Origin of the sequence: Pseudomonas sp. SWRI68, from assembly GCF_014269165.1 — a bacterium.
GTDB classification, from domain to species: Bacteria; Pseudomonadota; Gammaproteobacteria; order Pseudomonadales; family Pseudomonadaceae; genus Aquipseudomonas; species Aquipseudomonas capeferrum.
Map to the genome: position 1 here is coordinate 57,027 of NZ_JABWRU010000021.1, position 23,256 is coordinate 80,282.

Annotated in this window: 22 protein-coding genes and 1 pseudogene; 5 read left to right on the top strand and 18 right to left on the bottom strand. The window is 61.1% G+C overall.

Annotated features, from left to right (window positions below; all coding sequences use genetic code 11):
- Window position 1: 1 nt before the first annotated feature.
- The 9 genes and pseudogenes from adhP to HU770_RS22755 all read right to left on the bottom strand — a co-directional run bounded on the left by adhP (window position 2) and on the right by HU770_RS22755 (window position 9,852).
- Entirely contained in the window at window positions 2-1,012 is a 1,011-nt protein-coding gene (adhP, locus tag HU770_RS22715; protein ID WP_033697090.1) for an alcohol dehydrogenase AdhP, read from the bottom strand.
- A 123-nt stretch (window positions 1,013-1,135) separates the two neighbouring features.
- Window positions 1,136-2,148 (bottom strand): annotated as a pseudogene (locus HU770_RS22720) (type II toxin-antitoxin system HipA family toxin).
- Entirely contained in the window at window positions 2,148-2,399 is a 252-nt protein-coding gene (locus tag HU770_RS22725; RefSeq protein WP_047582004.1) for a helix-turn-helix domain-containing protein, read from the bottom strand. The pseudogene HU770_RS22720 and the gene HU770_RS22725 overlap by 1 nt, the downstream one beginning before the upstream one ends.
- A 62-nt stretch (window positions 2,400-2,461) precedes the next feature.
- The gene (locus HU770_RS27375) at window positions 2,462-2,965 is read right to left on the bottom strand and encodes a hypothetical protein (RefSeq protein WP_309475612.1); all 504 of its coding nucleotides are present in this window, start codon (window positions 2,963-2,965) and stop codon (window positions 2,462-2,464) included.
- A 495-nt stretch (window positions 2,966-3,460) separates the two neighbouring features.
- Window positions 3,461-4,942 (bottom strand): GIY-YIG nuclease family protein, encoded by a 1,482-nt coding sequence (locus tag HU770_RS22735; RefSeq protein WP_186665631.1) that lies wholly within the window; start codon window positions 4,940-4,942, stop codon window positions 3,461-3,463.
- Window positions 4,943-5,074: 132 nt separating this feature from the next.
- Window positions 5,075-5,404, bottom strand: coding sequence for a hypothetical protein (locus HU770_RS22740; protein WP_033697085.1), 330 nt, complete (start codon window positions 5,402-5,404; stop codon window positions 5,075-5,077).
- Window positions 5,405-5,489: 85 nt separating this feature from the next.
- Entirely contained in the window at window positions 5,490-7,160 is a 1,671-nt protein-coding gene (locus tag HU770_RS22745) for a hypothetical protein (RefSeq protein ID WP_033697082.1), read from the bottom strand.
- Between the two features lie 273 nt (window positions 7,161-7,433).
- Window positions 7,434-8,921 carry a hypothetical protein gene (locus HU770_RS22750; protein WP_186659751.1) on the bottom strand — a complete coding sequence of 496 codons (1,488 nt, stop codon included), beginning with the start codon at window positions 8,919-8,921 and terminating at the stop codon, window positions 7,434-7,436.
- Window positions 8,922-8,973: 52 nt separating this feature from the next.
- Window positions 8,974-9,852, bottom strand: coding sequence for a WYL domain-containing protein (locus HU770_RS22755; RefSeq protein WP_033697079.1), 879 nt, complete (start codon window positions 9,850-9,852; stop codon window positions 8,974-8,976).
- A 359-nt stretch (window positions 9,853-10,211) separates the two neighbouring features.
- Between HU770_RS22755 and HU770_RS22760 the strand changes: the two genes are divergently transcribed.
- Window positions 10,212-10,457 carry a hypothetical protein gene (locus HU770_RS22760; RefSeq protein ID WP_033697075.1) on the top strand — a complete coding sequence of 82 codons (246 nt, stop codon included), beginning with the start codon at window positions 10,212-10,214 and terminating at the stop codon, window positions 10,455-10,457.
- A 59-nt stretch (window positions 10,458-10,516) separates the two neighbouring features.
- Entirely contained in the window at window positions 10,517-11,524 is a 1,008-nt protein-coding gene (locus HU770_RS22765) for a 5'-nucleotidase (RefSeq protein WP_186665634.1), read from the top strand.
- Here HU770_RS22765 and HU770_RS22770 read toward each other — a convergent pair.
- The 3 genes from HU770_RS22770 to HU770_RS22780 are packed head-to-tail and all read right to left on the bottom strand — an operon-like array spanning window position 11,511 to window position 17,277.
- Window positions 11,511-12,557, bottom strand: a complete 1,047-nt coding sequence (locus tag HU770_RS22770) for a hypothetical protein (RefSeq protein ID WP_186665636.1) — start codon at window positions 12,555-12,557, stop codon at window positions 11,511-11,513. The genes HU770_RS22765 and HU770_RS22770 overlap by 14 nt on opposite strands.
- 22 nt (window positions 12,558-12,579) lie before the next feature.
- Entirely contained in the window at window positions 12,580-13,743 is a 1,164-nt protein-coding gene (locus HU770_RS22775; protein WP_186665638.1) for a hypothetical protein, read from the bottom strand.
- An 18-nt stretch (window positions 13,744-13,761) separates the two neighbouring features.
- On the bottom strand, window positions 13,762-17,277 hold the full coding sequence (locus HU770_RS22780; RefSeq protein WP_186665640.1) for a hypothetical protein: 3,516 nt from the start codon (window positions 17,275-17,277) through the stop codon (window positions 13,762-13,764).
- Between the two features lie 241 nt (window positions 17,278-17,518).
- Here HU770_RS22780 and HU770_RS22785 point away from each other — a divergent pair, with 241 nt between their 5' ends.
- A complete protein-coding gene (locus tag HU770_RS22785; RefSeq protein WP_186665642.1) occupies window positions 17,519-17,977 on the top strand; it encodes a GNAT family N-acetyltransferase in 459 nt (152 codons plus the stop codon).
- Window positions 17,978-18,091: 114 nt separating this feature from the next.
- Here the strand turns inward: HU770_RS22785 and HU770_RS22790 are convergent, their stop codons facing one another.
- Together HU770_RS22790 and HU770_RS22795 are read right to left on the bottom strand one after the other, a co-directional pair.
- A complete protein-coding gene (locus HU770_RS22790) occupies window positions 18,092-18,403 on the bottom strand; it encodes a hypothetical protein (RefSeq protein WP_186665644.1) in 312 nt (103 codons plus the stop codon).
- Window positions 18,404-18,518: 115 nt separating this feature from the next.
- A complete protein-coding gene (locus HU770_RS22795; RefSeq protein WP_186665654.1) occupies window positions 18,519-18,992 on the bottom strand; it encodes an anti-virulence regulator CigR family protein in 474 nt (157 codons plus the stop codon).
- A 109-nt stretch (window positions 18,993-19,101) separates the two neighbouring features.
- Between HU770_RS22795 and HU770_RS22800 the strand changes: the two genes are divergently transcribed.
- Window positions 19,102-19,665 carry a DUF1003 domain-containing protein gene (locus HU770_RS22800; protein ID WP_186665656.1) on the top strand — a complete coding sequence of 188 codons (564 nt, stop codon included), beginning with the start codon at window positions 19,102-19,104 and terminating at the stop codon, window positions 19,663-19,665.
- A 79-nt stretch (window positions 19,666-19,744) separates the two neighbouring features.
- Here the strand turns inward: HU770_RS22800 and HU770_RS22805 are convergent, their stop codons facing one another.
- The 4 genes from HU770_RS22805 to HU770_RS22820 all read right to left on the bottom strand — a co-directional run bounded on the left by HU770_RS22805 (window position 19,745) and on the right by HU770_RS22820 (window position 22,560).
- On the bottom strand, window positions 19,745-20,818 hold the full coding sequence (locus HU770_RS22805) for an aldo/keto reductase (RefSeq protein ID WP_186659775.1): 1,074 nt from the start codon (window positions 20,816-20,818) through the stop codon (window positions 19,745-19,747).
- A 60-nt stretch (window positions 20,819-20,878) separates the two neighbouring features.
- Window positions 20,879-21,106: a hypothetical protein gene (locus HU770_RS22810; protein WP_186659777.1), complete on the bottom strand. Its 228-nt coding sequence runs from the start codon at window positions 21,104-21,106 to the stop codon at window positions 20,879-20,881.
- Window positions 21,107-21,147: 41 nt separating this feature from the next.
- Window positions 21,148-21,477: a hypothetical protein gene (locus HU770_RS22815; protein WP_186659779.1), complete on the bottom strand. Its 330-nt coding sequence runs from the start codon at window positions 21,475-21,477 to the stop codon at window positions 21,148-21,150.
- Between the two features lie 366 nt (window positions 21,478-21,843).
- Window positions 21,844-22,560: a hypothetical protein gene (locus HU770_RS22820; RefSeq protein WP_186665658.1), complete on the bottom strand. Its 717-nt coding sequence runs from the start codon at window positions 22,558-22,560 to the stop codon at window positions 21,844-21,846.
- Window positions 22,561-22,923: 363 nt separating this feature from the next.
- Here HU770_RS22820 and HU770_RS22825 point away from each other — a divergent pair, with 363 nt between their 5' ends.
- Window positions 22,924-23,166 carry a hypothetical protein gene (locus HU770_RS22825; RefSeq protein ID WP_186665660.1) on the top strand — a complete coding sequence of 81 codons (243 nt, stop codon included), beginning with the start codon at window positions 22,924-22,926 and terminating at the stop codon, window positions 23,164-23,166.
- The last annotated feature ends 90 nt before the right edge of the window (window positions 23,167-23,256 follow it).

A 23,256-nucleotide genomic window follows, 5' to 3' on the forward strand; every position in this document is an offset into this window, starting at 1 on the left:
GCTAATCGGCGAAGTGGATCACCATGCGGCCTTTGATCTTGCCTTCCTGCATCTCTTCGAAAATGTCATTGATGTCTTCGATCGGGCGCAGCGTTACCTTCGGCACCACCTTGCCTTGCGCGGCAAATTCGAAGGCTTCTTGCAGGTCCTGACGGGTACCGACCAGCGAACCCACCACCTCGATACCGTCGAGCACAAGGCGTGGAATGTCCAGGCTCATGGCTTCAGGTGGCAGCCCAACCGCGACCAGCCGACCGCCAGCACGCAGCGCATCGACCGCCGAGTTGAAGGCGCTTTTGGCCACGGCCGTGACCACCGCCGCATGGGCGCCGCCGGTCTTGGCCTGGATGACTTTGGCTGCGTCCTCATCGCGCGGGTTGACCACCAGGTCGGCGCCCATTTCGCGGGCGAAGGCCAGTTGTTCATCATTGACGTCGATGGCGATGACCCGGGCATTGAAGACGTTCTTGGCGTACTGCAGGGCGAGGTTGCCCAGGCCACCGAGGCCGTAGATGGCAAGCCATTGCCCAGGGCGGATATTCGACGACTTCACCGCCTTGTAGGTGGTCACACCGGCGCAGGTGATGCTGCTGGCGGCCGCCGAGTCCAGCCCGTCCGGCACTTTTACCGCATAGTCCGCCACCACGATGCACGCCTCGGCCATGCCGCCATCGACCGTGTAACCGGAGTTCTTCACCGCGCGGCACAGTGTCTCGTTGCCGCTGTTGCAGTATTCGCAATGCCCGCAGCCCTGGAAGAACCAAGCAACGCTGGCCCGGTCACCTGGCTTGAGCGAGGTCACGCCCGGCCCCACTTCCACGACCACGCCAATCCCTTCGTGGCCCAGGATCACACCGGTCTTGTCGCCGAAATCGCCATTCTTAACATGCAGGTCGGTATGGCAAACGCCACAACACTGCATCTTCAGCAACGCTTCCCCGTGCGCCAGCGGCCGCAGTGTTTTTTCCACCACGTCCACGCGACGCCCTTTGGCAACAACAGCAGCTTTCATAAATACCTCCGTGTCTGGCTGAGTGAGCTTGAGAGAGTGCCCGGGTCAGCATAGTGGCGGATTGATGAAGAGGCGTTGCTGCAGGTCAGGTTTTGAACAGTGGGCAGTAATAAGGGTTGGACGTTAGCCAAAGGTACTGATGAACGGCCCGGCAGACTGCCGAATTGCCCTCACCACATCGGGGGCTTGCTCGCACAGTTCAGCAGAGCGAGCCAGTACTTGCTCCAACGCCTGCAACTGTTCGCAAATGATTTCCTTTGGCCGAGCCACATCACAGGTGACAGCAAAGTCCATCAAGCCCTGCCTTGAAGCAAACAACGACTTGTTACCGCCCAGGTCCAGGGCCAACACATCCTCAGGGATGTAGGCTGTGGTATTGACGATGTCGTACGCCGGTGCCAGCCGCGCATCACGCTGGGAAGGATCGGAGTACAGCAAGCCGAAATTTTTCAGGTGGGCATCGCCATTTCCAACGATACAGGTCAGGCTCACCATGGCAAACAGTTGCGCTAATGAACCTTGCACGTGGTCCTGCGGGCAGAACAGACGAATGGCCTTGGCGATAGCCGCATAGCTCTTGCTGTACTTCTGCTGCGCCGAAAGCCCCATCAATGCGGCCATGTCCTCAAAGCCGATCGGATTGAGCTGCCCGTCCCGATCAAAGCGCCGCATGACGAAAAGCTTGGCGTTATCGGACAGGTAGAATTCCGGCACTGGGATCCCTACTTCCTTGGCCACGGACATGCAGAGAAACTCGTTGATTGCCAGCCCCGGGAACTCGTCCCGCCCGCTTTTTATGATCAGGTCAGACGTTTTCGAGGTGAAACGTTGCGGCGCACCACCCGCCCAATCGGCGAGCTGCTACCAGAGAGCGCCAATAGCAGCATCGGATCGACATTCACCACCTTGGCCAGACGGTTACGCAATTGCTCCAGCACATAGCCTTCAGGCAAATTCATCTGGAATATCGGGTGCAGTTCCCGGTGTCGGTATTCATCCAGGCGTAATGGCATCAGTAGACTGATCGCTGCATGAGCCGAAGCATCCTCACGGTAGCGAAACAGATAGTCGTCAGCGGAGCTGAAAACTGTCCCGCTTTCCCCTCCCGGTGTCGCTACCCGTAGCATGGCCGTCATCAGTCGAATACTCCCTGAATTTCATCCAACGTGGGCATGGCTGCGGGCACTAGCGCGAACTCGCAGTCCAAAGCGCCCACCACTCGAGCATAGGCGGCCATACCTACAGATAGATCGCCTCGCTCTATCGCGATAACTTTCTGACGGGTAACACCGGCCAATGCCGCCAGCTTGGCTTGAGTGAACCCACGACTCAACCGGCGCTGCCGAACTTGTTGACCCAGGCGTGCAATGATAAAAGAGGGATCCATGTTCTGTATACGTAACAAATTTAAGTTAATGTAACGTATACCTAACCTAGGTAAATATCAAATCACCCCCGCAGGTTCAGCCCCAAGGCAAACACCGCCGCAGCCAGTGCAACCAGCGACACGGCATTGCGGCCTAGGTAGGCAACCCAACCCGGTGCGGCCAGTTGCGCCAGCTGGGCCTGGCATTGGCGCTGGTTGTCCAGCAGCGTGGCCAGCTGCGCCTCCATGCGGTCCACGCGTTGAGCCTGGGTGCTGGTGGCCAGGGCGAGCTTCTTCAATGCCGTGGTCACGGTGGTCGACAGGCTTTCCCGGGCCAGGTTGCTGGCGGTCAGGTTTTTCTTCAGCTCCTCAAGTTGCCCTTCCTGGGCGGCGAGCTTGTGCTGATGGTGCTCCAGGTTCTTTCTGATCACGGCCTCTTTCTGCACCCGGGCCAGGGTGCTGGTCACCAGCTTCTGGTGTTGCGCATCGATCTTGGCATCCAGGGCCGTCAGGTCGGTCTCCTGCTTGCCTTGGGCCCAGGCCAGCCGCTCCACCTCCTGGGTGCAATAGGCGTAGCCATCGGCCATCGCCAGCAGGTCGTCGATCTGCTGCTTGAATTCGCACAGCACCACCAGGGCCCCTTCCTGGTTGCCCTCCAGCGTCACCGCGTCGGCCTGCAGGCGTTCGATCTCACGCACCAGGGCGTCATTGAAGCCGCGCAGTACCTTGTTGTTGGCCGTGTGCAACTGGGTCAACAACTGCACCACGCTCTGGGTCACGGCCAGGCTCTCACCCACCTGCCTGACCATGTCGGCCAGGTCTTTGTCGTTTTTGCCCGTCAGGCCGCCCCAGAACGAATCCCAGGTGCCTTGCTGCTTGAACGCCTCGAGCTGCTCGCGCGCCCCCTTGTTGTTGACGATGGCCTCGTGCAGCTTGCGCAGCCCGTGCTCGAAGTCTTTGAGCTGGTCGTGCTCCTCGCGGGGCGCCGGCAGCGACGCAGGGGCGGGTACGGGCAGCGACTCGGCCAGCCTGACTTGGCCAAAGAGCTTGGCGGCGAGGTTGGTTGTAGTGTTGAACACCTGTCAGGACTCCTGGGTAATACGGTTTTTGTTCGATTGCAGCAGTGCCGAGTAGTCGATCGCCCGCACTGCCCGATGCTGCGCCAGGCGCTCGCGGTGGGCGCCGGCCTCACGGGCCAGGGCGTCGACCGACTGGGCGTATTCCATCAGGCCCTCGGCCATCAGCCATTCGTTCTCTTGTACCTGGATCAGTTGCAACGCCGCCGCGCGCTTGGCCTCCAGCGCTTCGTGCCAGCAGCTCTTGAAGTCCACCAGGAAGGCCACGATGGGTGGCACGACCTTTTGCAGGTGGTAACTGCACAGCCCGAAACCGATGGCCGCGATCACGCAGGAAATGTACGGCGCAGCCACGCCGACCAGGGGCAGCAACTGCGCCTCGATGACCGGCTCGATGCCGTCCCAGAAAATCAGCGTGCCACTGACCACCACGGTTTCGACGATCTTTTGGATGAGCTCTTCCCTTGGCATGGACTGGGCACCCTTGTAGAGCTGCCAGGCGCCATGGGCGAGGTCGAACAGGTTGCGGCTCAGGTTGTAGACCTGGCGGACCGCCTTGGACAGGGCGTTGACGATGAACTCGACCACGCCGTTGAGCAGCTTCAGGGGCGCGGCGACGATACGCTCGACCACGGCCCAGATCTTTTGCAGAAAGCGCTCGACTCGGGCCTTGAGGCGCGCAGTGCCGCCCATGAACAGGTCGACCAGTTCATCCTTGATGGCGATGATCGCGGCAGCGGTCAGTTGCTCGAATACCTGCCACCCCGAGTTCTTCAGCGCCTCCTTGCCAGCGCCCATGGCCACCTCGCCGGCACTGCCCATCGCGTCCTTCATTTTCTTGGCTTCGATGTTGCTGCGGATACCCTGCTCTTCCTTCAGCTCTTGCTTGCGGTTGACCGGCGGCTTTTCGTTCTTGATCAGGAAGGCTTCCAGGGCGGCGGCGGTTTCGGCCGAATCCATGACCACGAACTTGACGGTGCACCCGGCCTCAAGCTGGTCCGCCAGCTTGTAGGGCTTGCGGGTTTCGCTGTTGGCCCGGCCGCGGTATTCGTTCATGTGCCCGTCCTGCCAGCGCTGACGCATGTTGGTGCTGTCACCGATGTAGGCCAGCTGGCCGCTGGCGTCGTACACCACGTACACGCCGGGCTTGTCGGGCAAGTCGTTGAGGCTGGAGGCGTCGTTGGCGCTTACCGAGAGCGCGCCGTCGAATTGCAGCGTGGCCAGCGAACCGATACCGGCCGACAGGCTTTTGAAGAGGATTTCTTTCCAGGCGACACCCCGGTTGGCAACCTGCATGGCGCTTTGCGCCGAGGTGGCAGCGAGGGTGTCCTTGCCGGCCTGCAGCGGGTCCGGTGACTTGGCGTTGGGCTGGGAATTCTTTTTGTTGCGAAAACCGGCCACGAGCTTGCGGTTGGTGTTCTCGATCGCCCGGTCGACAATCAGGTTGGCGAGCGGCGACAGCGTCCTGTGTTGGTATGGCTGGTTCATCATCCCTATCCGGATAGCTCGATCATGGGCGGCAAGCTATCAAAATGACATCATCGGATCCACTGCCGGGATGCTTGAAATGTCGAAAAACTGGCGTTTTGGAGCTGCATGGCAGCCCCAAGACGCGGGCGATCAATCCACCCGCACGAACACCTGCTTGGCCATGTTGTTGCCGCCAATCGACTCCAGACGCTTGCCGCCATCCAGCACGCGCACGTTGATCAGCGCAACGCCGTTGGCATCACGGGCCACGACCACATCGTCCTTGCGCTCCCACTCGTCGACCTTGATTTTGTTGCCCGCAGAGACGATGTAGTCACTGGAGAACTCGACCGTCTGCTTGCCTGCGCTGAAGCCCATCACAGTGGTCTCGGCCTCGTAGGTGCCATCCAGCGCATCGTTGCCGCAGCCAGCCAGTACACAGAATGGCAATGCTGCCAGCACGTATTTGAAGCGACGCATAGGTATTCCTTGTCAGTCATTCATCTAAAGAGGCGGCGGCACGCCTCGCGCCCTGGGCCAAAGCCGGGTGCCGCCAGAACGGCAATCAACCCTTGGCGGTACCCACCAGGGAGTCGATCAACATCGCCGAGGCGGTATCGCCGTTCTCCAGCACCAGCTGGCGAATGGACTTGCCGAACCCTGCCAGCGGCGTGTCGAAGGTGAAGTCGGACTTGCCCTGGTAGCTGGCAGCGAAGCGAATCACGTTGTCCGACCAGCTTACGCGGTGCCCGCCTGCAGCCAGGTTGTAACCGTCGAAGAAGGCTGCGGCCACGGGCGTGGTGCCATCGACATCCGCCGCATTCAAGTTCGCGCCAGCCGCGATCAACGCCTCGGCGTAGCTATGGTCGCGCTGGGCCATGCAGGCGTGCAGGGCCGTCTCGCCACCGTAGGCCTTGGCGTTCACGTCACTGCCCTTGAGCAGTGCCTGGAACAGCGCTTCAGGTTGCTGACCCGCGCCACGGCGACGTTGCAGCTCGCCGGCTTTTTTGCAGAAGGTCGACAGCGCGGTATCGCCATAGACGTTGTGGGCCTTGAGGTCTTCCTTGCCGGCCAGGGTGATCATGTGGGCGAAGCTGCAGCTGTTGTAGTCGCTACCTGCCAGGCAGTCGATCAGGCGGGTGTTGCCGTTGACATCCCGGCCCATCGGGTCGGCGCCAATCGATACCAGGTAGTCATAGGCATTATCGGCGGCGCCGACGATCAGCGGCTTGTTCTCATGATGGATACGTTGGTTGACGTTGATGCCGGAGCTTTTGAGCAGGTAGGCAAAGGCGTCCAGGTCCTTGATCTCTTTCGCCCAGTCCGAATTGCGCGCCTGGCCTTGTGCGGCATCCCATACGCGCATGGCCATGGGCGAGGTGTCTGGCGGGCTGTCGATATCACGCACCTGGGCATACCCAGGCTGATAACTGACCCACACGCCCACTTGCTTGTCGTCCTTGTAGCTGCCCTTCTCCGCCACCGTGCCGGCCGGCCAGCCGCGGACAAAGTACATCTCGGACAGGCCGTTTCTGTTGCCTGCGCTGTAGGTGACCTTGCTGGCCGGTACCGACGTGCCATCGGTGAACGCCGTCCAAGTCTCACGCACGCCTTCGAGCTCGCCGGCCTTGTAGGTGGCGCGGTCTTTCAGGTTGCCCTTGTAGTCATAGTGCTCCACCGGGCCATCGAGTTTGCCGGTACCGTCACTGGCAAAGGTTTCCAGCAGGGTGAGCTTCTGCTCGCCGTCGATGACCCGCCACTCGCGCTGGGTGCCGACACGGATGGAGGGCTTGCGGAAATCAACGGTCGGCAGCACCGTGCTGTCAGCGACCTGCAGGCCGGTGGCGCAGTCGTAGCTTTGCTCGCTGCGGCGACCGCCTTCGAGGGTCAGAACGTTTTCCAGATGGTCGGCGAATTCACCCTTGCACCAGGTTTTCTTGGGGCCGACGAAGGCACCGTCCTGCAACTGGCCTTCGACCAGCAGCTTGCCATCCTGGTCGAACTCCTTCCATTCCCCGACCGCCTTGCCGTCTTCCACCTTGAACGACTGCAGTACCCGGTCACCTACCTTGTGCACCACGGTGCCATTGAGCCGCTCGCCGGACTTGCGCTCCAGGTACAGCGCATGTGGCGAACCGACAGTGCCGGTGTAGCTGGTGACTTCGTCGAAGTTGTATTCGGAGTTGCAGCCGGCCAAGGCGGACGCCAGGGCACAGAGAACGAAACGCTTTTTCATGAATATCCTTGTAGAAATGCGTGCGGGCTGGTGCTGGGCATGGCTTCGCCAACGCTCAGTACTGGCCGGGGTGTAACGGGGTTATGCAGTGGCGGGCAGTGCGGCTGGAGGGTCTCTATTAGAAGCGCATCAAGAAGCTGACCATCCCTGTAAAAACGCTCTGGGATGCGGGTTTTGGCGGGATTATACATAGCGGCCTAATAATGGCAAAGCTAATGGTCTGTTTGCTGCTGGCTTTGAAACCTGTGGGGCCACTTCGCGGCCCCAGCTGGCTCAGACAGCCATCAACTGATCGTCCAGATCCGTCAAGGCTTCGCCAAAAAAGGCCTTGAACAAGTCCGTCGGCCGCTGGTTTTCCAGTAACCCAAAATGCTCTCCCAGTGCACGGCCCGTGCGCAGAATCAGCTTCGCGGTTTCAGGTTTCGCAGTATCAGGGTTGCCTGCTAACCCTGAGCGCACCAGCAACTCGGCAGGCGATACCGAATGCTCAAGCGCCAGCTCGGCAACCTTGCCACTCAGGTACACGTTGGTCAGATAGACCTGCTCGTACTCGTCACCTGCAATGAACTGCGCAACGCCGCCACTGAGCACTTCCAACCCTGGCGCGCCCCCCTGCGCGATGCACGCGAGTTGCTCGAGGTTGAAACTGACCAGGTCGAACTCGCGTGGCTGCAAAGGTGCACAGTACGCTTGTGCAGTGTTGGCCGTGCGGCCCTTGACCTCGACCTGCCACTGCCGGAAGTCCTTCAGGCTTACGCTGTGCCCGGCAGCCTGGCTGCAGTGCAGATAGTCGATGAACACCTGCGGGAAGGTCACGCTGGTCGGCACCCAGGTCGAGCGGGTGCTGCCGCCCCCGGCGCCTTCACTGGACGCGGGCGCATAGGCAGCCTCTGGAAGCAGGCAGCGCAGGTCATAACCCAGCATGAACAACGCCGCTTCGAAGCTGTGGCTACGCGCCTGCAGCGAACCTTCGAACAGCTGCCCAGCGCCCGCCAGTGTGGCCTGGATGATCCACCCCAGCTCGACCTGGCTGCGCGCCCACGCATACCCCGGCACCGCCTTGGTGAAGAACTGCGGTGCTTTTGCAAAGCCCAGCGCCCCCGGGTCACGCACTTGGTCACCGCGTGCCCCGCCAGACGGGAAACGCAATTGCGCTGGGGTGGTTTTGCCTTGGCGGTACAGCGCATAGAGCATGGCAATGGCGGCGCCGACCCGGCTGTCGTAGATGGGCGAGCCGGTGGTGTCGATCAGCGAGTGGATCTTGGTCAGCCCCGCATCGAAGCGCTGGATGCTGCCGGCATTCAGCGCAGAGAGCGTTTGGCCTGCGCCCAGGTCGAACAACGGTCTGCACGCCTTGAGGTAACTCACCAGTTGCTGTTGCTGGCGTAGCGCCCCCAGGAACGGGATGGCCCCGCGTACACCGCCCCACTTCAGTACGGCGCAGCAGGCGTTGTAGGCCGCATCATCGCAGCCTGACGCCAACGCTGCCGCCAACCGGCTGCGCAAAAGCTGCAACGAAGCGGTGGTGCTGGCCCAGTCCATGGACGTGACCCACTGCCCGGTTTGTGCATCCTGCCAGGCACTGCCCCAGCGATACAGCGCCAGCACCTGTTCGATACCCACCACCCGCTGATTCAGGCCGCCCTTGACCTGATGGCTGGGCTTGAAGCGCAGGTGCACATCCAGTGTCGGCAAGTTGACCTGAAGCCATTCGATGAAGCCACGCACATCCGGCTGCGCAAGAAACGTGTTTCGATCCATCTGTTCACTACACCCTACAAGAAGATTTTCTGCTGTCTGCGGCACTGTGCATTCAGTCCAGGTTCAACCACGGCTTGAGCTCCGCCCTGTTCGCCAGCACCAACTGCTGCGCCTCGGGCCTTGCATCATGCACGTTGGGGTTCACCTGGAAGCGCTTGACCACATACTTCACCAGGGCCTGCGAGCTGCGCACCAGCAACTGGCCGTCGGCCATGCCAAAGTCCACCTCGATGATGGCCCGCTGCGCCTGTGTCAGGCGCTCGTCCGGCTTGAAGATCACATCGACCGGGGTGTTCCACTCAAGGTCATGCTCGATGCCGTTTTCAGTTTCAGCGTCGTGCAGCTCTGGTACACCGCGCAAACGGCTGAGGACGAAGTCGCGGTACATGCGGTTTTTTTCGCAATAGGCCCGCACATGCCAGCGCATCCCGGTGTACACCAGGGTATGCGGCGCGATGGTACGGCCTTCGGGCTCCGGGCTTTTGAACGACACGTACTCGATATCCAGGCGCCGCTTCTCGCGGCAGGCCTTGAGCAGCGGCCGCAGCACCTCGGGCTTGACCGAGCGGTCCGGAACCTTGAGCACCTCGGTGTGGGCGTAGGCCAACGCCAGGCCTTCGATGTGTGGTGCGCGCTCGTTGTTCTGGTTGAGCAGGTCGAGGTAGGCGCTGGCACTGTCGTCGATGAACAAAGGTTTGAACTGCCGCGTCGGCACGTAGCCTTTGATCTGCTTGTCGTACACCAGGTTCTTCGACGCGTAGTCGTTGATGTAGGTGTTGATGTCCTTCGAGGCCTGCTGACGACTGATGCCGAAGCTCTGCATCAGATGATTGGTGGTCAGGCGGCCTTCCCACCAGACCACCGTTTCAATCAGGCGGTAGCGCAGGGCCAGGTCCCAACGGGTTTGCTCCATGCGTTGCGTGCGTTTCATACGGTTTCCTGCGTGAGGAGCAGTAGTGCATGCTCAGCCAATTGACGTGTCGCTTAATACTACGTGTCCACCCAGTTTTAATTCAAGGCTGGCTTGATATGTAAACTAACCAGGCATATGCAGCCCAGGCCACCTTGGCGACGCGCACCCCCCTGGTACTGCGCCCACGCCCCGCAAGCTGCGCCCATGCGGGCAAAACACACTGCCATCTCGCCTGTCATCCCCCCTTCAACTGCCCTGAATAAACCAGTGAAACCTGCACCATTCCTTTACCTGTACAAGTCTCCAATATAGACATGTAGCCAAACTAGACATATCTTCCCGCTACAGGCAAACCGCCACTACTCAAGGAAGCAACCATGGACGCCCTCGAAATCACCCTGCTTGGCACAACCGGCATCACCCTGCTGATTGCCTGCCTGACACATGCCCGCCAGGGTGAAATGTGGAACCTGCTGCAGGGCGATCGCGAACTGGAGCGAACCGCGCGCATTCACAAGCAGGAGAACAACGAGTTGCGGTCTGCCCTGCGCGCCGAGCGCGAGCATGTGAGCCAGTTGCGCCGCCAGGTGCAACTGCTGCTGGGGCTGGTGCCGGAAGGTTGAGGCCTGCCCCGCCTGCATGCCCGTATACTCGTTACCAGCACCCTTCACGGAGCACGTTCATGCCCTACCCCATCGAACACAAACTGGTCATCGGCGTGGCCTCCAGCGCACTCTTCGACCTCACCGTGTCTGACGACATCTACAAGACCGAAGGCGTCGAGGCTTACCGCCAGCACCAGGAGCAGAACCTGGATGAACCGTTCCCGAAAGGGGTCGCCTTCCCTTTCATCCGCCGCTTCCTCAGCATCAACCAGGCATTCCCCGATCAACTGCCGGTGGAAGTGGTGCTGCTCTCGCGCAATTCGCCAGAGACCGGCTTGCGGGTGTTTCGCTCCATCAGCCACTACGCACTGGACATCACCCGCGCCGCGTTCATGTCCGGCCGCTCGCCCCACGAGTACATCCCGGCGTTCAACGCCTCATTGTTTCTCAGCGCCAACGAGGACGATGTGCAGCGCGCCATCGACGCCAGCTACCCGGCCGGCCTGGTGCTGCCGACGCGCATCTATGACGACGAGATCGATACCGAACTGCGCGTGGCGTTCGACTTTGACGGGGTAATTGCCGATGACGAGGCAGAGAGCGTGTACAAGCAGAATGACAACCTGGACGACTTCCAGGCCCATGAGCGAGCACGCAAAGCCATCCCCCACCAGCCCGGGCCGTTGGCCGACCTTTACCGCAAGCTTTCACACATTCGCACGCTCGAAGACCAGAAGCTGGCACAAGACCCTGACTACACACGCATCCTGCGCATTGCCATCGTCACCGCGCGCAACGCACCGTCGCACGAGCGGGTGGTAACCACGCTGAAGGATTGGGGGGTGTCGCCGGACGAATGCTTCTTCCTTGGCGGGATGGAAAAACCCCGGGTGCTGTCGATTCTCAAACCCCATGTGTTTTTTGATGACCAGCGCAGCCACCTGCAATCGCCGGCGGGGGATTTGCCGATGGTGCACGTGCCGTTTGGGGTGGCGAACAGGGCGCCTGGCAAGACCAGTGGTGTCCGCTTGGTGGAAACACGGGCACCACTGGCTGAACGCTTAACGACACCTAGACAAAGGTGAACGTCAGTTGGCTCACAATCGCCATGGCCTTGGGCTGGATCGACGCACTGACCTTGTCATCCAGCGCACCGTGAAGGTGAAGGTTGACCAGGTTGTCGGCTATCGCCCGCTCCAGTTCCGCACCTGGGTTGATCGGGTAGCCAAAGGTCACCGACAAGCTCGCGCCCGGCTCGACCTTCTGCTTGTCCGGGTTCCAGAACTGCACGGCCAGGTTGGCCGAATAGCCGGCTGGCAGAATGAACACCGCACCGGTTTGCGTGCCATCGCTGCCAAGCGTCAGTGGCCCCAGCAGCACTGGGGTCTGTAGCGGGGTCACGGTGTCACACAATACGCTCACCCGGGTACCGGCCAGCCCCCTTGCGGACAGGGTGATGGTGATTGGCGCGGTGGTGAAGTTCGCCGGCACGCTCAGTTGCTGACGGCGTACCCACGGGTCGTCACTGACCAGCGCCTGGGAGCGAATGCCGAAGGTCGGGGTCTGGCCAATGAACTTGGCCAGGTCGAGCCAGTCCCGCACCTGCGGGAGCGGGTCAGGATGGGCACCCGCGCTCACCTGGGCAATCAGGTTGAAGTAGCTGTCAGCCGGCAAGGCCGGCGGCTTCCAGAGGAAGGCCTGCTCACCTACACCGATATGCCCTGCTGGTGCACTGGCCTGCGTGCAGTCCAGGCCATCGACCGTGGTCAGCGCGTTGCCCCTGAACGTTGCCGGCAGCAACAACACCTGGGCCGGCGCGAAGTACAGGGAAAGCGCATTGCTCTCGGTCTCGCTGCCGCCGTTCATGCCACGCAGGTAGTAGTAGTTGCGCGCGGCGGCGACCGGCTGCACGTTGTAGGCCTGCTCCCAACTGCTGACCGTGCTGAACACGCTTTGCGCGTTGTCCACCGGCTGGTCGCTCTGGATGATGTCCGGGCACAGGCCCAGCGGCCCCTTGAACGGCACACTGCCGGTGGAAGCCAGGTTGTTGCGCAGGTAGAGCGTCTGGCTGGCGGGCTGGCTGCTGCTGCTGAACAAATTGACGACTGTTTCGCTCATGACGTTTAACTCCCTGTAATCATCAAATGACGTGCAAGCCGTCAGCACCCAGCGGCACCACCGGGCGTGGACGAATATCGGCGGCCTCGGTGCCGGCATAGGCCCGGTGCAGGGCATGCGACATGGCGAAGTCCACCAGGCCCCGGTCCAGTGCCTCTTGCAGCTCCTGCGGCGAGCCGTCGGAGAAGTACGTCGGGGTGATGTCGATCGAGGCGCCCGGCTGCGAGTCGGGCCCGTTGTTCTTGTACAGGTTGAGGGTGAGCAGCGCGCTGAAGCCCGGCGACAGTGTGCAGCGCACGCCAACGAACTGCCCCAAGGCAGGCATGGCGACGTTGTCGATGGCGATCTTGTTGCCCTTCGAGTCCAGCTGGCTGCAACTCATCGACAGGGTCCAGCCCGTGGTCGGGAAGCCCATGTTGGTGACCTGCAACGAGTACTCGCGGCTGCCTGCGGTCACGTCGCTGGGGATGATCAGCTGCGAGGCCATTTGCCGGGTGGGCGAACGCCCGGACTGCATCGACACGTTGCGCCAGCCGAACTGCAGGTTGTTGGTGATCAGCGCAGCCATGTCCAGTTGCGAGAACACATCCGGGAACGGGTTACCGGCGTTGTTCATCCAGGTGATGAAGCAATAGTGGTCACTGCCCCCGGTTGGCGGTTGCGGGTTGCTCCAGACAAAGGTGTCGGCCGTCACCCCGATACTCGACGATGCCAGGTTGACGATCGATGAGTCGTAATGCGGGTTCGTGCCGTCCGGGTGGTCGCGGTCCGTGGGGATGCCGTATTTGGCCCACTCGCTGGGCCACTGAATGGAGGCGCAGGGTACGCCGTACAGCAGCACCTTGGTCGAGCTGCTGACGGCAGCGCCATTGCGCCCGCGTACATAGATGTAATTGGGTGTGCCTTGGGTAATGGTGCCAGGCGACTGTTGCGCATAGCTGTTCGGCGTGGCCAACGCGGTCTGGAAGTTGGCCACTGGCTGGGTGCCCGCGATCCAGATATCGGGCGATGCCGACAAGGGCGAACTGGCCGGCACCGTGCCTTCGCTGCTCAGGTTGGGGCGCAGGTAGATGCCTTTGTCGTAGGCACCTTGCAAGGCGGCTATCCGGCTAGGTGCCTGCACGGACGGCCCGCGCAGCACCTGGCCATGGCCGACCACGGGTGGGTTCTTGGTTACGATCAACATTGCCAAACTCCTTTTTGACTACATCGAACGAGTACCGGTGCGCAGCGCACTGGCATCGACGAGGGTGGGTTGGGTTGCAGCAGACACCGACACCACATTGAGCACCGTGGTCGAGGTGTAACAGATCACATCGAGGGCCGCCTGGCCCACCAGCGAAAGGCCTTCGGTAGCCAGTACCACCCGTTTCAGACGCAAGGGTTTGCACACTTCCGGCAGGCAAGGGACGATGTTCAGCGCCACGACCGAGGCGCTTTGCCCAAGCGATGCGGGGATGGCTGCACCGAGGTGGCCCAGGCCATACAGGAAGGTCGCAACCACGCCCATGTCGTCGCGGTTTTCGGGCATCTTGTTGGCGCCCAGCACAAATATCCCGTCCAGCAGCACGCCTACGCAGGTGTAGATCCACAGCGTGCGGCTGGCGCCGTCGGCGGTGGCGCAGCCAGGCACGCCGCTGGAGAAGATCCACGGGCAACTGCACAATTGCGCAGCGGTCTCCAGGGTGAGCGCGACGTAGGCGACGATCGCTGGCGGCCCTGCCTCCGGTGGCATGATGTCGCCCAGGGCAGTAAGGCTGCCGTAGAAGAAGTAGGCCACCGAGCCCAATACCCCGGTCAGCAGCGCGAGGTCGCGCGGCAGGCAACCGCTCCAGCCATCCTCGGCCTGCGCCAGCACCTGTCGGCCAGCCGGCTTGAACCCGGTGGCGGTGAGCAGCGTGTCAGCATTGAACGCGGCCTTGAAGCGCAGCACGCTCGCCTGGTCCGGGAACGGCGCCTTGTTTTGCAGGATCTTGAACAGCACCGTGCCCGGCACCGCCAGCACCAGCGACATCAAGTCCAGGGTGGTGAGGTCCGAGCCGTTGGTGATCAGCCGGTACAGGTCACTGACAAACGGAATGTTCCACTTGGCGTTCATCAGCGTTTTGAGGCCCGCGATCAGCGTCGCGACCGTTTTCAGCATCGCATCGATCACCGCCTGCACGCCCGACAGCACCGCCTGCAGCACCCCTTCGACCACGCTCATCAGCGCTGCCAGCAGCTTGCGGAAGATCTCGTCCGGCGCCGTGCCCAGGTCTTGCAGGTACACCAGCGCCTGGGCGAACGCCTGGGACGACTCGGTAAAGTCGACCAAGTTCGCCAGCGCCTCCATGAACTGGGTGAACGGGCCGTCGGTCTCTTGGATCAGCGCCGCGGCAGCCATGCTCGACTGCGCGGCCGGTGCGTTGTTGATCAGCCCGTTGTAGACGATGTTGTTGGCCACCGCCTTGGACGTGGCCGGGTCATCCGGCGTATTGGCCTGCTCGTACCCACCCAGGCTGTAGCTGCCGGCCAAGGTGTTGCGGGCCTCGGCGAACCACTGCTGCAACTGGCTTTGCAAGGTGTTGATGCTGCCATCGACGATACGCTGGATACCCCCGGTGGCGCCGACCAGGAAGTCGAAGCCGGTGTTGACGATGTGAGCAATGGCGTCATGGGTGCGCAGAATGTCGCCCCAGTTGAACAGAAATGCCAGCCATTCGTAGAGCTGCTGGAAGAACACCTTCACCGCCGAGAACACCGCCTCGGCCAGGTCGAACGCTTTCTCGACCGTGTCCACCAGGGTTTCGAACAGGTAGGTGACGCCGTCGACCACAAAGTGAAACGCCGCCTGTATCCCAGCACTGACCGTGGTCACCACAAAATCGACCACCTTGATGATGCCCTGGGCGACCCCGGCAATAAAATCACCGATGTCGGTCAACCAACTGAACCACCCACCCGACAGCGAACTGCTGCGCAAGGCCATCAGCAGCCCCGACGCCGCATCGGCGGACAAATCGGTAAAGCGCACCTCGCCATCCTGCACACTCAAATGCCAGTGCTGCTCCGGCACCAGCGCCAGGTCGAGCAAGCGCGCGCCTGCAAGCGCATCGCTACGCAACGAAACCCCAGCGCGAGGCCGGCGCGGGTCTACATACGGCGTTGCCGCCGAAGCCTTGCGGTACAGCGGGCTTGCCAACTGCATGCTGCGGCTGACCGCCTCGGCCACCGCGTTGGCGGTTTCCTGCTTGTGGTACTGATCGCGCAGCAACGGCGCACCACCGGCCAGCTTGGCGTTCATCAACTCCTCGCCCGTGGTGACGCTGAGCCTGTCCTGCACCTCGGCATCCTGACGGATCTCGATGCGCTCGCCGGGCGACATCAACGACGGCACCGCCACCAAAATCGCCGGAGCCGCCAACGCACTGACCTGCTGCGCAATCGACAGCACCCCGGCGCTGTTGGTCAGCAACCGCACCGGCCGGCGCGGCGTGGCGTAGTAGACCCCACCATTGATGGCCAGCCGCGACGGCTCCTCGGTCCATACTTCGACCGGCGTATCGGCCAGTGGCGTGCCCACTTCACTGAACAACGTGACATCTGTGCTGTACGAAGCGAAGTCCTCGATCTTGCCGCTCGCCTGCACCTGCAGCGCCGCAATATTCCAGTTACCGCTGAGGGTTTCGCGGGTGAGTTGAGTGACGGTGTTTTGCTGCGCCTGAATCGCGAACACCGCCAGCCCGCCGTCTTCCACCGTCGCCTGAAACGACTGCACGCCGTTGTATATCGGCGTCGGCTGCGACCAGCCGGTGGCTGAAGGGGCGCTTTGGCTGGCGTGGTACAGCGTATTGTCCACGCCCAGCAAAAGCGCATTCAGCGCCGGGCGCGAAGGCAGTACGGCCACCTGCTTGAACGACGACGCCACCGTCAACTGCGCCCAGCTGTACGGCTGCTTGCCACCCCCGACCAGGCAATAGGCATTGCCATCGGAAAGAACGGCCAGCACCTGGGTATTGCCCACCTCATCGGTCGCCGCCGCCACATCCAGGCTGCGGAAGTTGGCGGCAATCGCCGGCCGGTCGAGTTGCCCGGTGCTGAGGGTGTATTCGAGGATGACCGTGTCGAACACCGAGAACGCCACATTGGCGTCGCTGTTGCCCGTCCACACCGCGTTGAGGGTCTGCAACTGCAAGGTGGTGCCATTGAGCGAGGCCGGTGCACGCCCAGCCCACACGCCCCAGCTGAAGTTGTACAGCGTGCCGACCAGGCCCTTGGCTTCGATCAGCACCCCGATGTACAGCTTGTTGTTGATGCGCGTGGTGGTGATACGCGCAATGCGGATGGCATTGGAAGGCAACGGCACGTCGATCATTTTCACCGCCGACCAGCGCGACGCCGATGTGGGCTGCTCGACGCAGTACAGCAGGTTGGTGCCTTGGGCGGCGAACAGCACGATGTCGCCGCTCGGGGTCAGGCCGGTGGCGATCACCTCACCGGTCAGCCCGGTGGCTGTCGCGCTGTTGGCCGTGGTGCTTTGCGGGTCGGGGTAGATGTTCCAGACCTCGGTATTGCTGCCACTGGTGAACAGCTCCACATCGCCACGGCCATTGACGATGGCCGATGCCGAGCTGCCACCGTGCACCGCACTGGCCACGCGGTAGTTCTGCATGAAACGCGATTCTGGGACGACGGTGACGGGGGTACGGGCGTGCGGGGGCGACGACGCTAATCTTTCCATGATTTGCTCCGGGGGGCAGGTTGGTCCATCGACGGAGAGAGTAGGAGCGTTTTGACAGGGGGCTTCGTTTATTTTGGAATACAGAGGGTAGCGATTTGCTATCAACTTCCTCTATGACGCTTCCACACTGCCTGTAGGAGCGGGTTCACCCCGCGAACACCGGCAACGCCGGTGCCATACCCCGCCAGTGCAAAAAATATGTTCTGATCTGCACAGCAGGCACTACACAAGGAACCGAGTGATGAACTGCCATATCCGCTTGGCGAAACCAGAAGATGCCGAGGACATAAGCCGCGTCGTGATAGCTGCATTACGCCGGTCGAACGCAGCTGACTACGATGCCGGCACGATATTGCGCGTGGAAGCATCGTTTAGCGCAAACGCCATTCTTGAACTGCTCACTCGACGCCTGGTATTCGTGGCATTGAATGAGGGCCAAGTGATTGCCACCGCCAGCCTTGACGCAGATGTGGTCAGGAGTGTGTTCGTTGACCCTGAATTTCAGGGGCATGGGGTCGGCAAGCAGATGATGGAGGTGATCGAAAATGAAGCGATTGCCCGAGGGCTGGAAGGGTTGCGAGTGCCCTCTTCCGTTACTGCTGAAGGGTTCTATGCAGGCTTGGGGTTCTGCAAGGTGCGGGATGCGTTTTATGGCGAGGAACGTACGATTGTGATGCAGAAGCGGGTGATAGGGCAGTGATTTAAATGCATGTTCTCAATCTGAAAAATCACGATATTAACATAAGTAGTCGTGGCTCTTCCGAGCCACGCCAGAGCACTTAGCCACTTGAGCCAAGTCCTGTTACTTTGCATCCTAAGCTCGATGCCGAGCTACGGCCTTGCCCAAATGCTCGAGATTAATAAGCGGTGTATGCATGCGTTGCTCTTTCATACGTTCTTCCGCACAGCCAACCCTTACATAATTAACCAATGAATTGACTGCCAAGGTACCAAAAATGGGCACGATCACTGTCAAAAGCATCAGATATTCAAGATCATAGCGAAAGACGCCAACCACAAGGAACGGAGCAAGCGCAATCGCGGCGAGCACAGCATACTTCAGGCACTCCCAAAATTTACGCCACCGTCTGGAGAACGCGGCCCTGTATCCCTGCTTGAACTCCATCTAATTGAACCTTCAAATCCATGTGCAATAATTCTCCCTTCTCATTTAAATTCAGCAACGCTATGGGGGCGCCAATCAAGCCAGATGCGTCGCTGGCCGCTTTAACTGCGGCAACTCAATCAAACGCCCCGTTCACAACCTCATAAATGATCCCGGTCGCGACCGCCACGAGCAGCAAGTCCACCCCCGCCTGCACCCACTCGTAGCCCTCATAATGAGGCAGTTGCCCCAGCAACCGGCCATCCAGCTTCTTGGCGATACCCGGCGGCAACGGCTTGCCGCGCGCCAGGTTCTTTTGAATGCCAGGCGGCAATGCAGGGCCTGGGCTCCAATAGCTGCGATGGCCACTCAAGATGCCCAGCACATCGCCTCGGTCGATTGCTGGCCCGCCGTGCCAGTCACCGCCACCCGAGCTCGACTTTTTACCGCCAGCATTGCCCTGCCCTTGGGAATGCTGGCCCTGCCCCTTACCTTGTCCGTGCCCTTTGTTATTGCTGTTACCGTTTCCCGGGTCGGCATACGAAGCGCCAGGGGCCACTAACAGCGCCACTGAGGTTACTGCGGCAATCAACACGTGCAACTTGGCCATTACGACACCTTTTTCAGTGAAGCGGTTTACTGAACTTTAGGCCATGCGGCCATTGCGTAGCTGCGGGCTAAGCTAGTTTGGACATGCCCCAGCCATCCGGAGCCCGCCGATGGACCCTTCCAAACCTGCACAGCCCTCTGTCTGCGAGCCTTCCGAACACGTCGACCATCTCAGGTTTCACCGCGCCCATGCGCACATGCAACCGGTGTTTGGCAACGACGCGTTCGCCCGCAAGGCAGAAGCCTTCGCCCGCTTCTTTGGCACGCCCTTGTTTCTAGGGTCACAGTCACTCGTGGTACTGATCTGGGTGGGCATCAGCCTGTCAGGGCTGTCCGATTTCGACCCCTACCCCTTCATTCTGCTCAACCTGGCGTTCAGCTTACAGGCAGCCTATGCGGCGCCCCTGATTCTGCTCGCTCAAACCCGCCAGGCCGATCGTGACAAGGCCTCTTCCGAGGCAGATGCCCGCCACCGCGAGGCCATTGCCATGGCCAACCAACGCCGCCAGCGCGATGCTGAGACGCACAGTAAACAATTGCAGCAGCTATTGGAGGTGAATACCCATTTGACCGAAGCCACCAAGCAGATGAGCGAGAGGATTGAAATGCTGACCTCGCAATTGCACGCGCACTTATTGAGCGCAGGGGGGCGAGTAGCCGAGCACAACGACTAACCGTCAGGGAGCCCCACGGGCGTCGTGACCTGAAAGAGGTGGCACCTCTACGCCAGGCACGGCCTCATGGCGCAAGCAATTACTGTTTCTGCTGCTTCATGGTCTGCCGATGCAACTCAATGAACGGCGCCTCGGCCGGGTCGATTCGGTCCATGCCCGCCGCAATCCGGTGCCAGTACGGATACTGCGGCGCAATCCGCGTCACCCGCTCGAGCAATTGCTGGTCTTCGGCGGTCAGCAGCAGCTCCACCGCCTGCAAGTTATCGTGCAACTGTTCGGCCGTGCGCGCCGCCGTGATCACGCTGGTGATACCGGGCCGGTCCTTGAGCCAGGCCAGGCACACCCGCGCCGGCGAGCAGCCATGGCGCTGCCCCACCTCGATGAGTGCCTCGATGATGTCGTACGCGCGCTCTTGGTCGTGCACGTAGGGCTCTGGCCAGTCATTGCCCTGGCGCGTGCCGCTCGGGGTCTTGTGCCCGCGCCGTACCTTGCCGGTCAACAACCCCTCCCCCAGCGGCCCCCACACCAGTGTGGCGATGCCCTGGTCGAGCGCCATCGGCAGCAGCTCATACTCGGCCTCGCGCGCCTCGGGGGTGTAGTAGATCTGCTGGGTAACCGGCTGCTGCCAGCCCTTGAGCTGGGCGGTGCCGAGGGTTTTCATCATCTGCCACGCGGTGTAGTTGGAGGTGCCGAAATATCGCACCTTGCCGCTTTGCACCAATTGCTCCAGCGCCGACAGCGTCTCTTCAACTGGCGTGATGCCATCCCAATTGTGAATCTGGTAGAGGTCGATATGGTCGGTGCCCAGGCGCTTGAGGCTCGCCTCGCAGGCGCGGATCAGGTGATAGCGCGAAGCCCCGCTGTCGTTGGGGTTGTCGCCCATCGGGCTGCGCGCTTTGGTGGCCAGTATGATCGACTGGCGCCGCTGCCCCAGCGCCTGGCCGACGATTTCTTCGGCCAGGCCGTGGGAGTAAAGGTCCGCTGTGTCTACCAGGTTGACCCCAACGTCGAAGGCCATGTCGAGCATACGCCTCGCCAGCGTTACATCCACGCTGCCGGTTTTTTCGAATGCGCCCCGGCCGCCGAACGGGACTGTGCCGATGACCAGTTCCGAAACCAGCAGGCCGGTATTGCCAAGTGCGCGGTATTTCATGGTGAGTACCTCCAAATGCAAACGACTTGGAAGTACCGACGGTACAGCGTGCTGAAACGTTCAATCCGATCGTTTACGAGGGGCTTGATACTCATAGGGCTGTTCAACGCTCTGCCGTTCCTCGTCCGTGGCGTCATCACGCGCTGGCCAATCTGCGCCCTCTTGCTCATTCATCAGCGGGTCGTCATCAGGGTTCGGGACTGTAGGGCTGTCCGGGTTCACGGCAGGGTCGGGCGAAGTGGGCAGGTCACGGTTGCTGCCGCCTTGCGCGGTGTGATCACTGTTCATCGCTGTACGCCTCGGAAGAAACGCTGGGTCACCCAGCGAGCTTACGGATGCTCGCTGGACACTGAATTGTTGGCGTCGACATCCCTCATCTCTTCCTCAATCGGCGACTCATCGTCCGCCGGCAATGGTACTTCGCCTTCATCAGGGCCAGCCTTTTGCGCCGCGTCATCCTGGGCGTCCTGACCCGAGCCTGGGTCGCCGGGTGGAGGGTTCCAGTCTTCCGGTCGTTTCTCGGACCATTTTTCGCCCGCGCCCTGTTTGGGTTCAGACTCAGTCTGCTCCAGCCCTGACCCATGGGCCGCGCCGACGTCAGGTGCTTTTTCTTCTGGGCCTGCATAGGGCGCATCGGGGCCGTTGTGATCAATTGCCATGATAGTTCTCCAGTTTGCGTGCCAACGCCTCAATAGAGAGAGCGTGCCCCCGCAGCGCCTATTGGCGCTTCAAACCGGGGTGCACGACTACACCGAACGCCCCGGCCTCATTCAGCGCCCGGGGGGATACCGTCCTTGTTCTTGTCCTTGAGCTTGGCCTTTTCCTCTTCCGTGGAATGCGCCGGTACCTGGCTTTGTTGCGTATCGTCTTTGCGCTCAGTCATCGTGCTGCCCTCAGGTTGATGAACGTTAGGCACCCCTGCAGTTGGACAGTTCAAGCGAATGTACGACGCTGGCCGCTCACGCCTGCGCGGTGAAGACCGGCTCGCCGTACACAGGCTTTGCATTGTCGGTCAATGCATTACTTCATGGCCGCATCAAAGGCTCGATACCGATCCACTTCTTCACGGGGTGGTAGCAGAGCTCGATGGGTGGGATCGGCAGTTTGCGGCCTTGGGCCTCTAATGCGCCCAGGTGAATGGTCCACTTGGCATCGGCGTTGAACTTGTCCGTCTGGAAAATCACATAGGCGGAGCCGTAGCGTTTGTTGTTGGTGATTTTAGGGATGTTGCGGTGCACTTCGTCGCTGTTGATGTCGTAGGGCGACGGGCGTGCTGAGGACGGGTACACGAGCGGAAAGTCGTAGGTCTTGTCGATGCCCAGGTAGACCTCTGGCCGCGCATTCAGACGCGAGCCGTCTTCGACCGTGATATAGGCCTGGCGGCTGTCGTACAGGATCGGGATCGGCGGCTCGCCACGGTTGGAGGTGGATGAGGGGCGCTGGCGGTTTTTGTTGTAGGCGATGAGCTGTACGTAGAACTCCGGCCGCGAGTATTTCTCGCCGGGGTAGTTGACGTGCAGGCCTTGCGAAAATGGCCGGTCGCTCCACTGGGCGGCGTGGTCGTAGAGGTACGTTTCCAGGTAGAGGGTGGTCTCGCCTTGCGGGCCAGGTACTTTGAACTGGAACTCGGATTGGCAGAGGTCCGCGTAGGCGGCGCGTTCGCGCTTCCAGGGGACGCACGCGGCCAGGGTGGTCATGGCCAGCAACAACAAGAGCGAGCTTGCGGATTTTAAGTTAGTCATGACCTTCCTTGGTTTGAATGCCTGTCACGGGTTAGTTTCGAAGCCCGAGCGTTGCGAGTTGTTGCGGCGAACGGCCTAAGAATCAGATTTAAACCCTATCTTGTAGTCCATTTCCCAAAGATACTCGCTGCGCCTGTTTTTCGTTGCGGTCGTTTTATCAGCATTTTAGTCTCGCCCGGTCGTTGCACATCAACGACTAGCTTTGACAGGCTGATGACGACCAAACACCCAGCTGTGCCTATGGCGGCTGTGTGTGGGGCACCTCGTGTGCGCCGGTTTGGTCTTCACCGGTCTGTCAACCCATACACAGCTGCCTCCACTTGTTTGACAGCAAGCGCTGGTCGCTCCATTGAGGACCAAATGATGCTGAAGATAGTCCCCGATCCACCCTACAATTTTCACTCCCTGGAAGACACCCTCATGATGGCCGCGGACTACGCACTCTGTGCCGAAGCCGTTGACCAGCAGGCGATGTTGATGCAACCCAAGTCGCCCTCCTCCTTGTTGATCATGACCTCGATGCACGAGCTTGAAACCTTGCGCAGACTGCTTGAGGTGGCATTGGCGCAGGTGCAAATGCCGACTGAGCCGGGAACGCGGCACTAAGGGCATCTACGCCCGCGACCTGTCCATCGACGGCCTGATGGAAGACAACCCCCAGTTGCTTTGGGCCTCGCACTACCTCTGCGCCCTGGC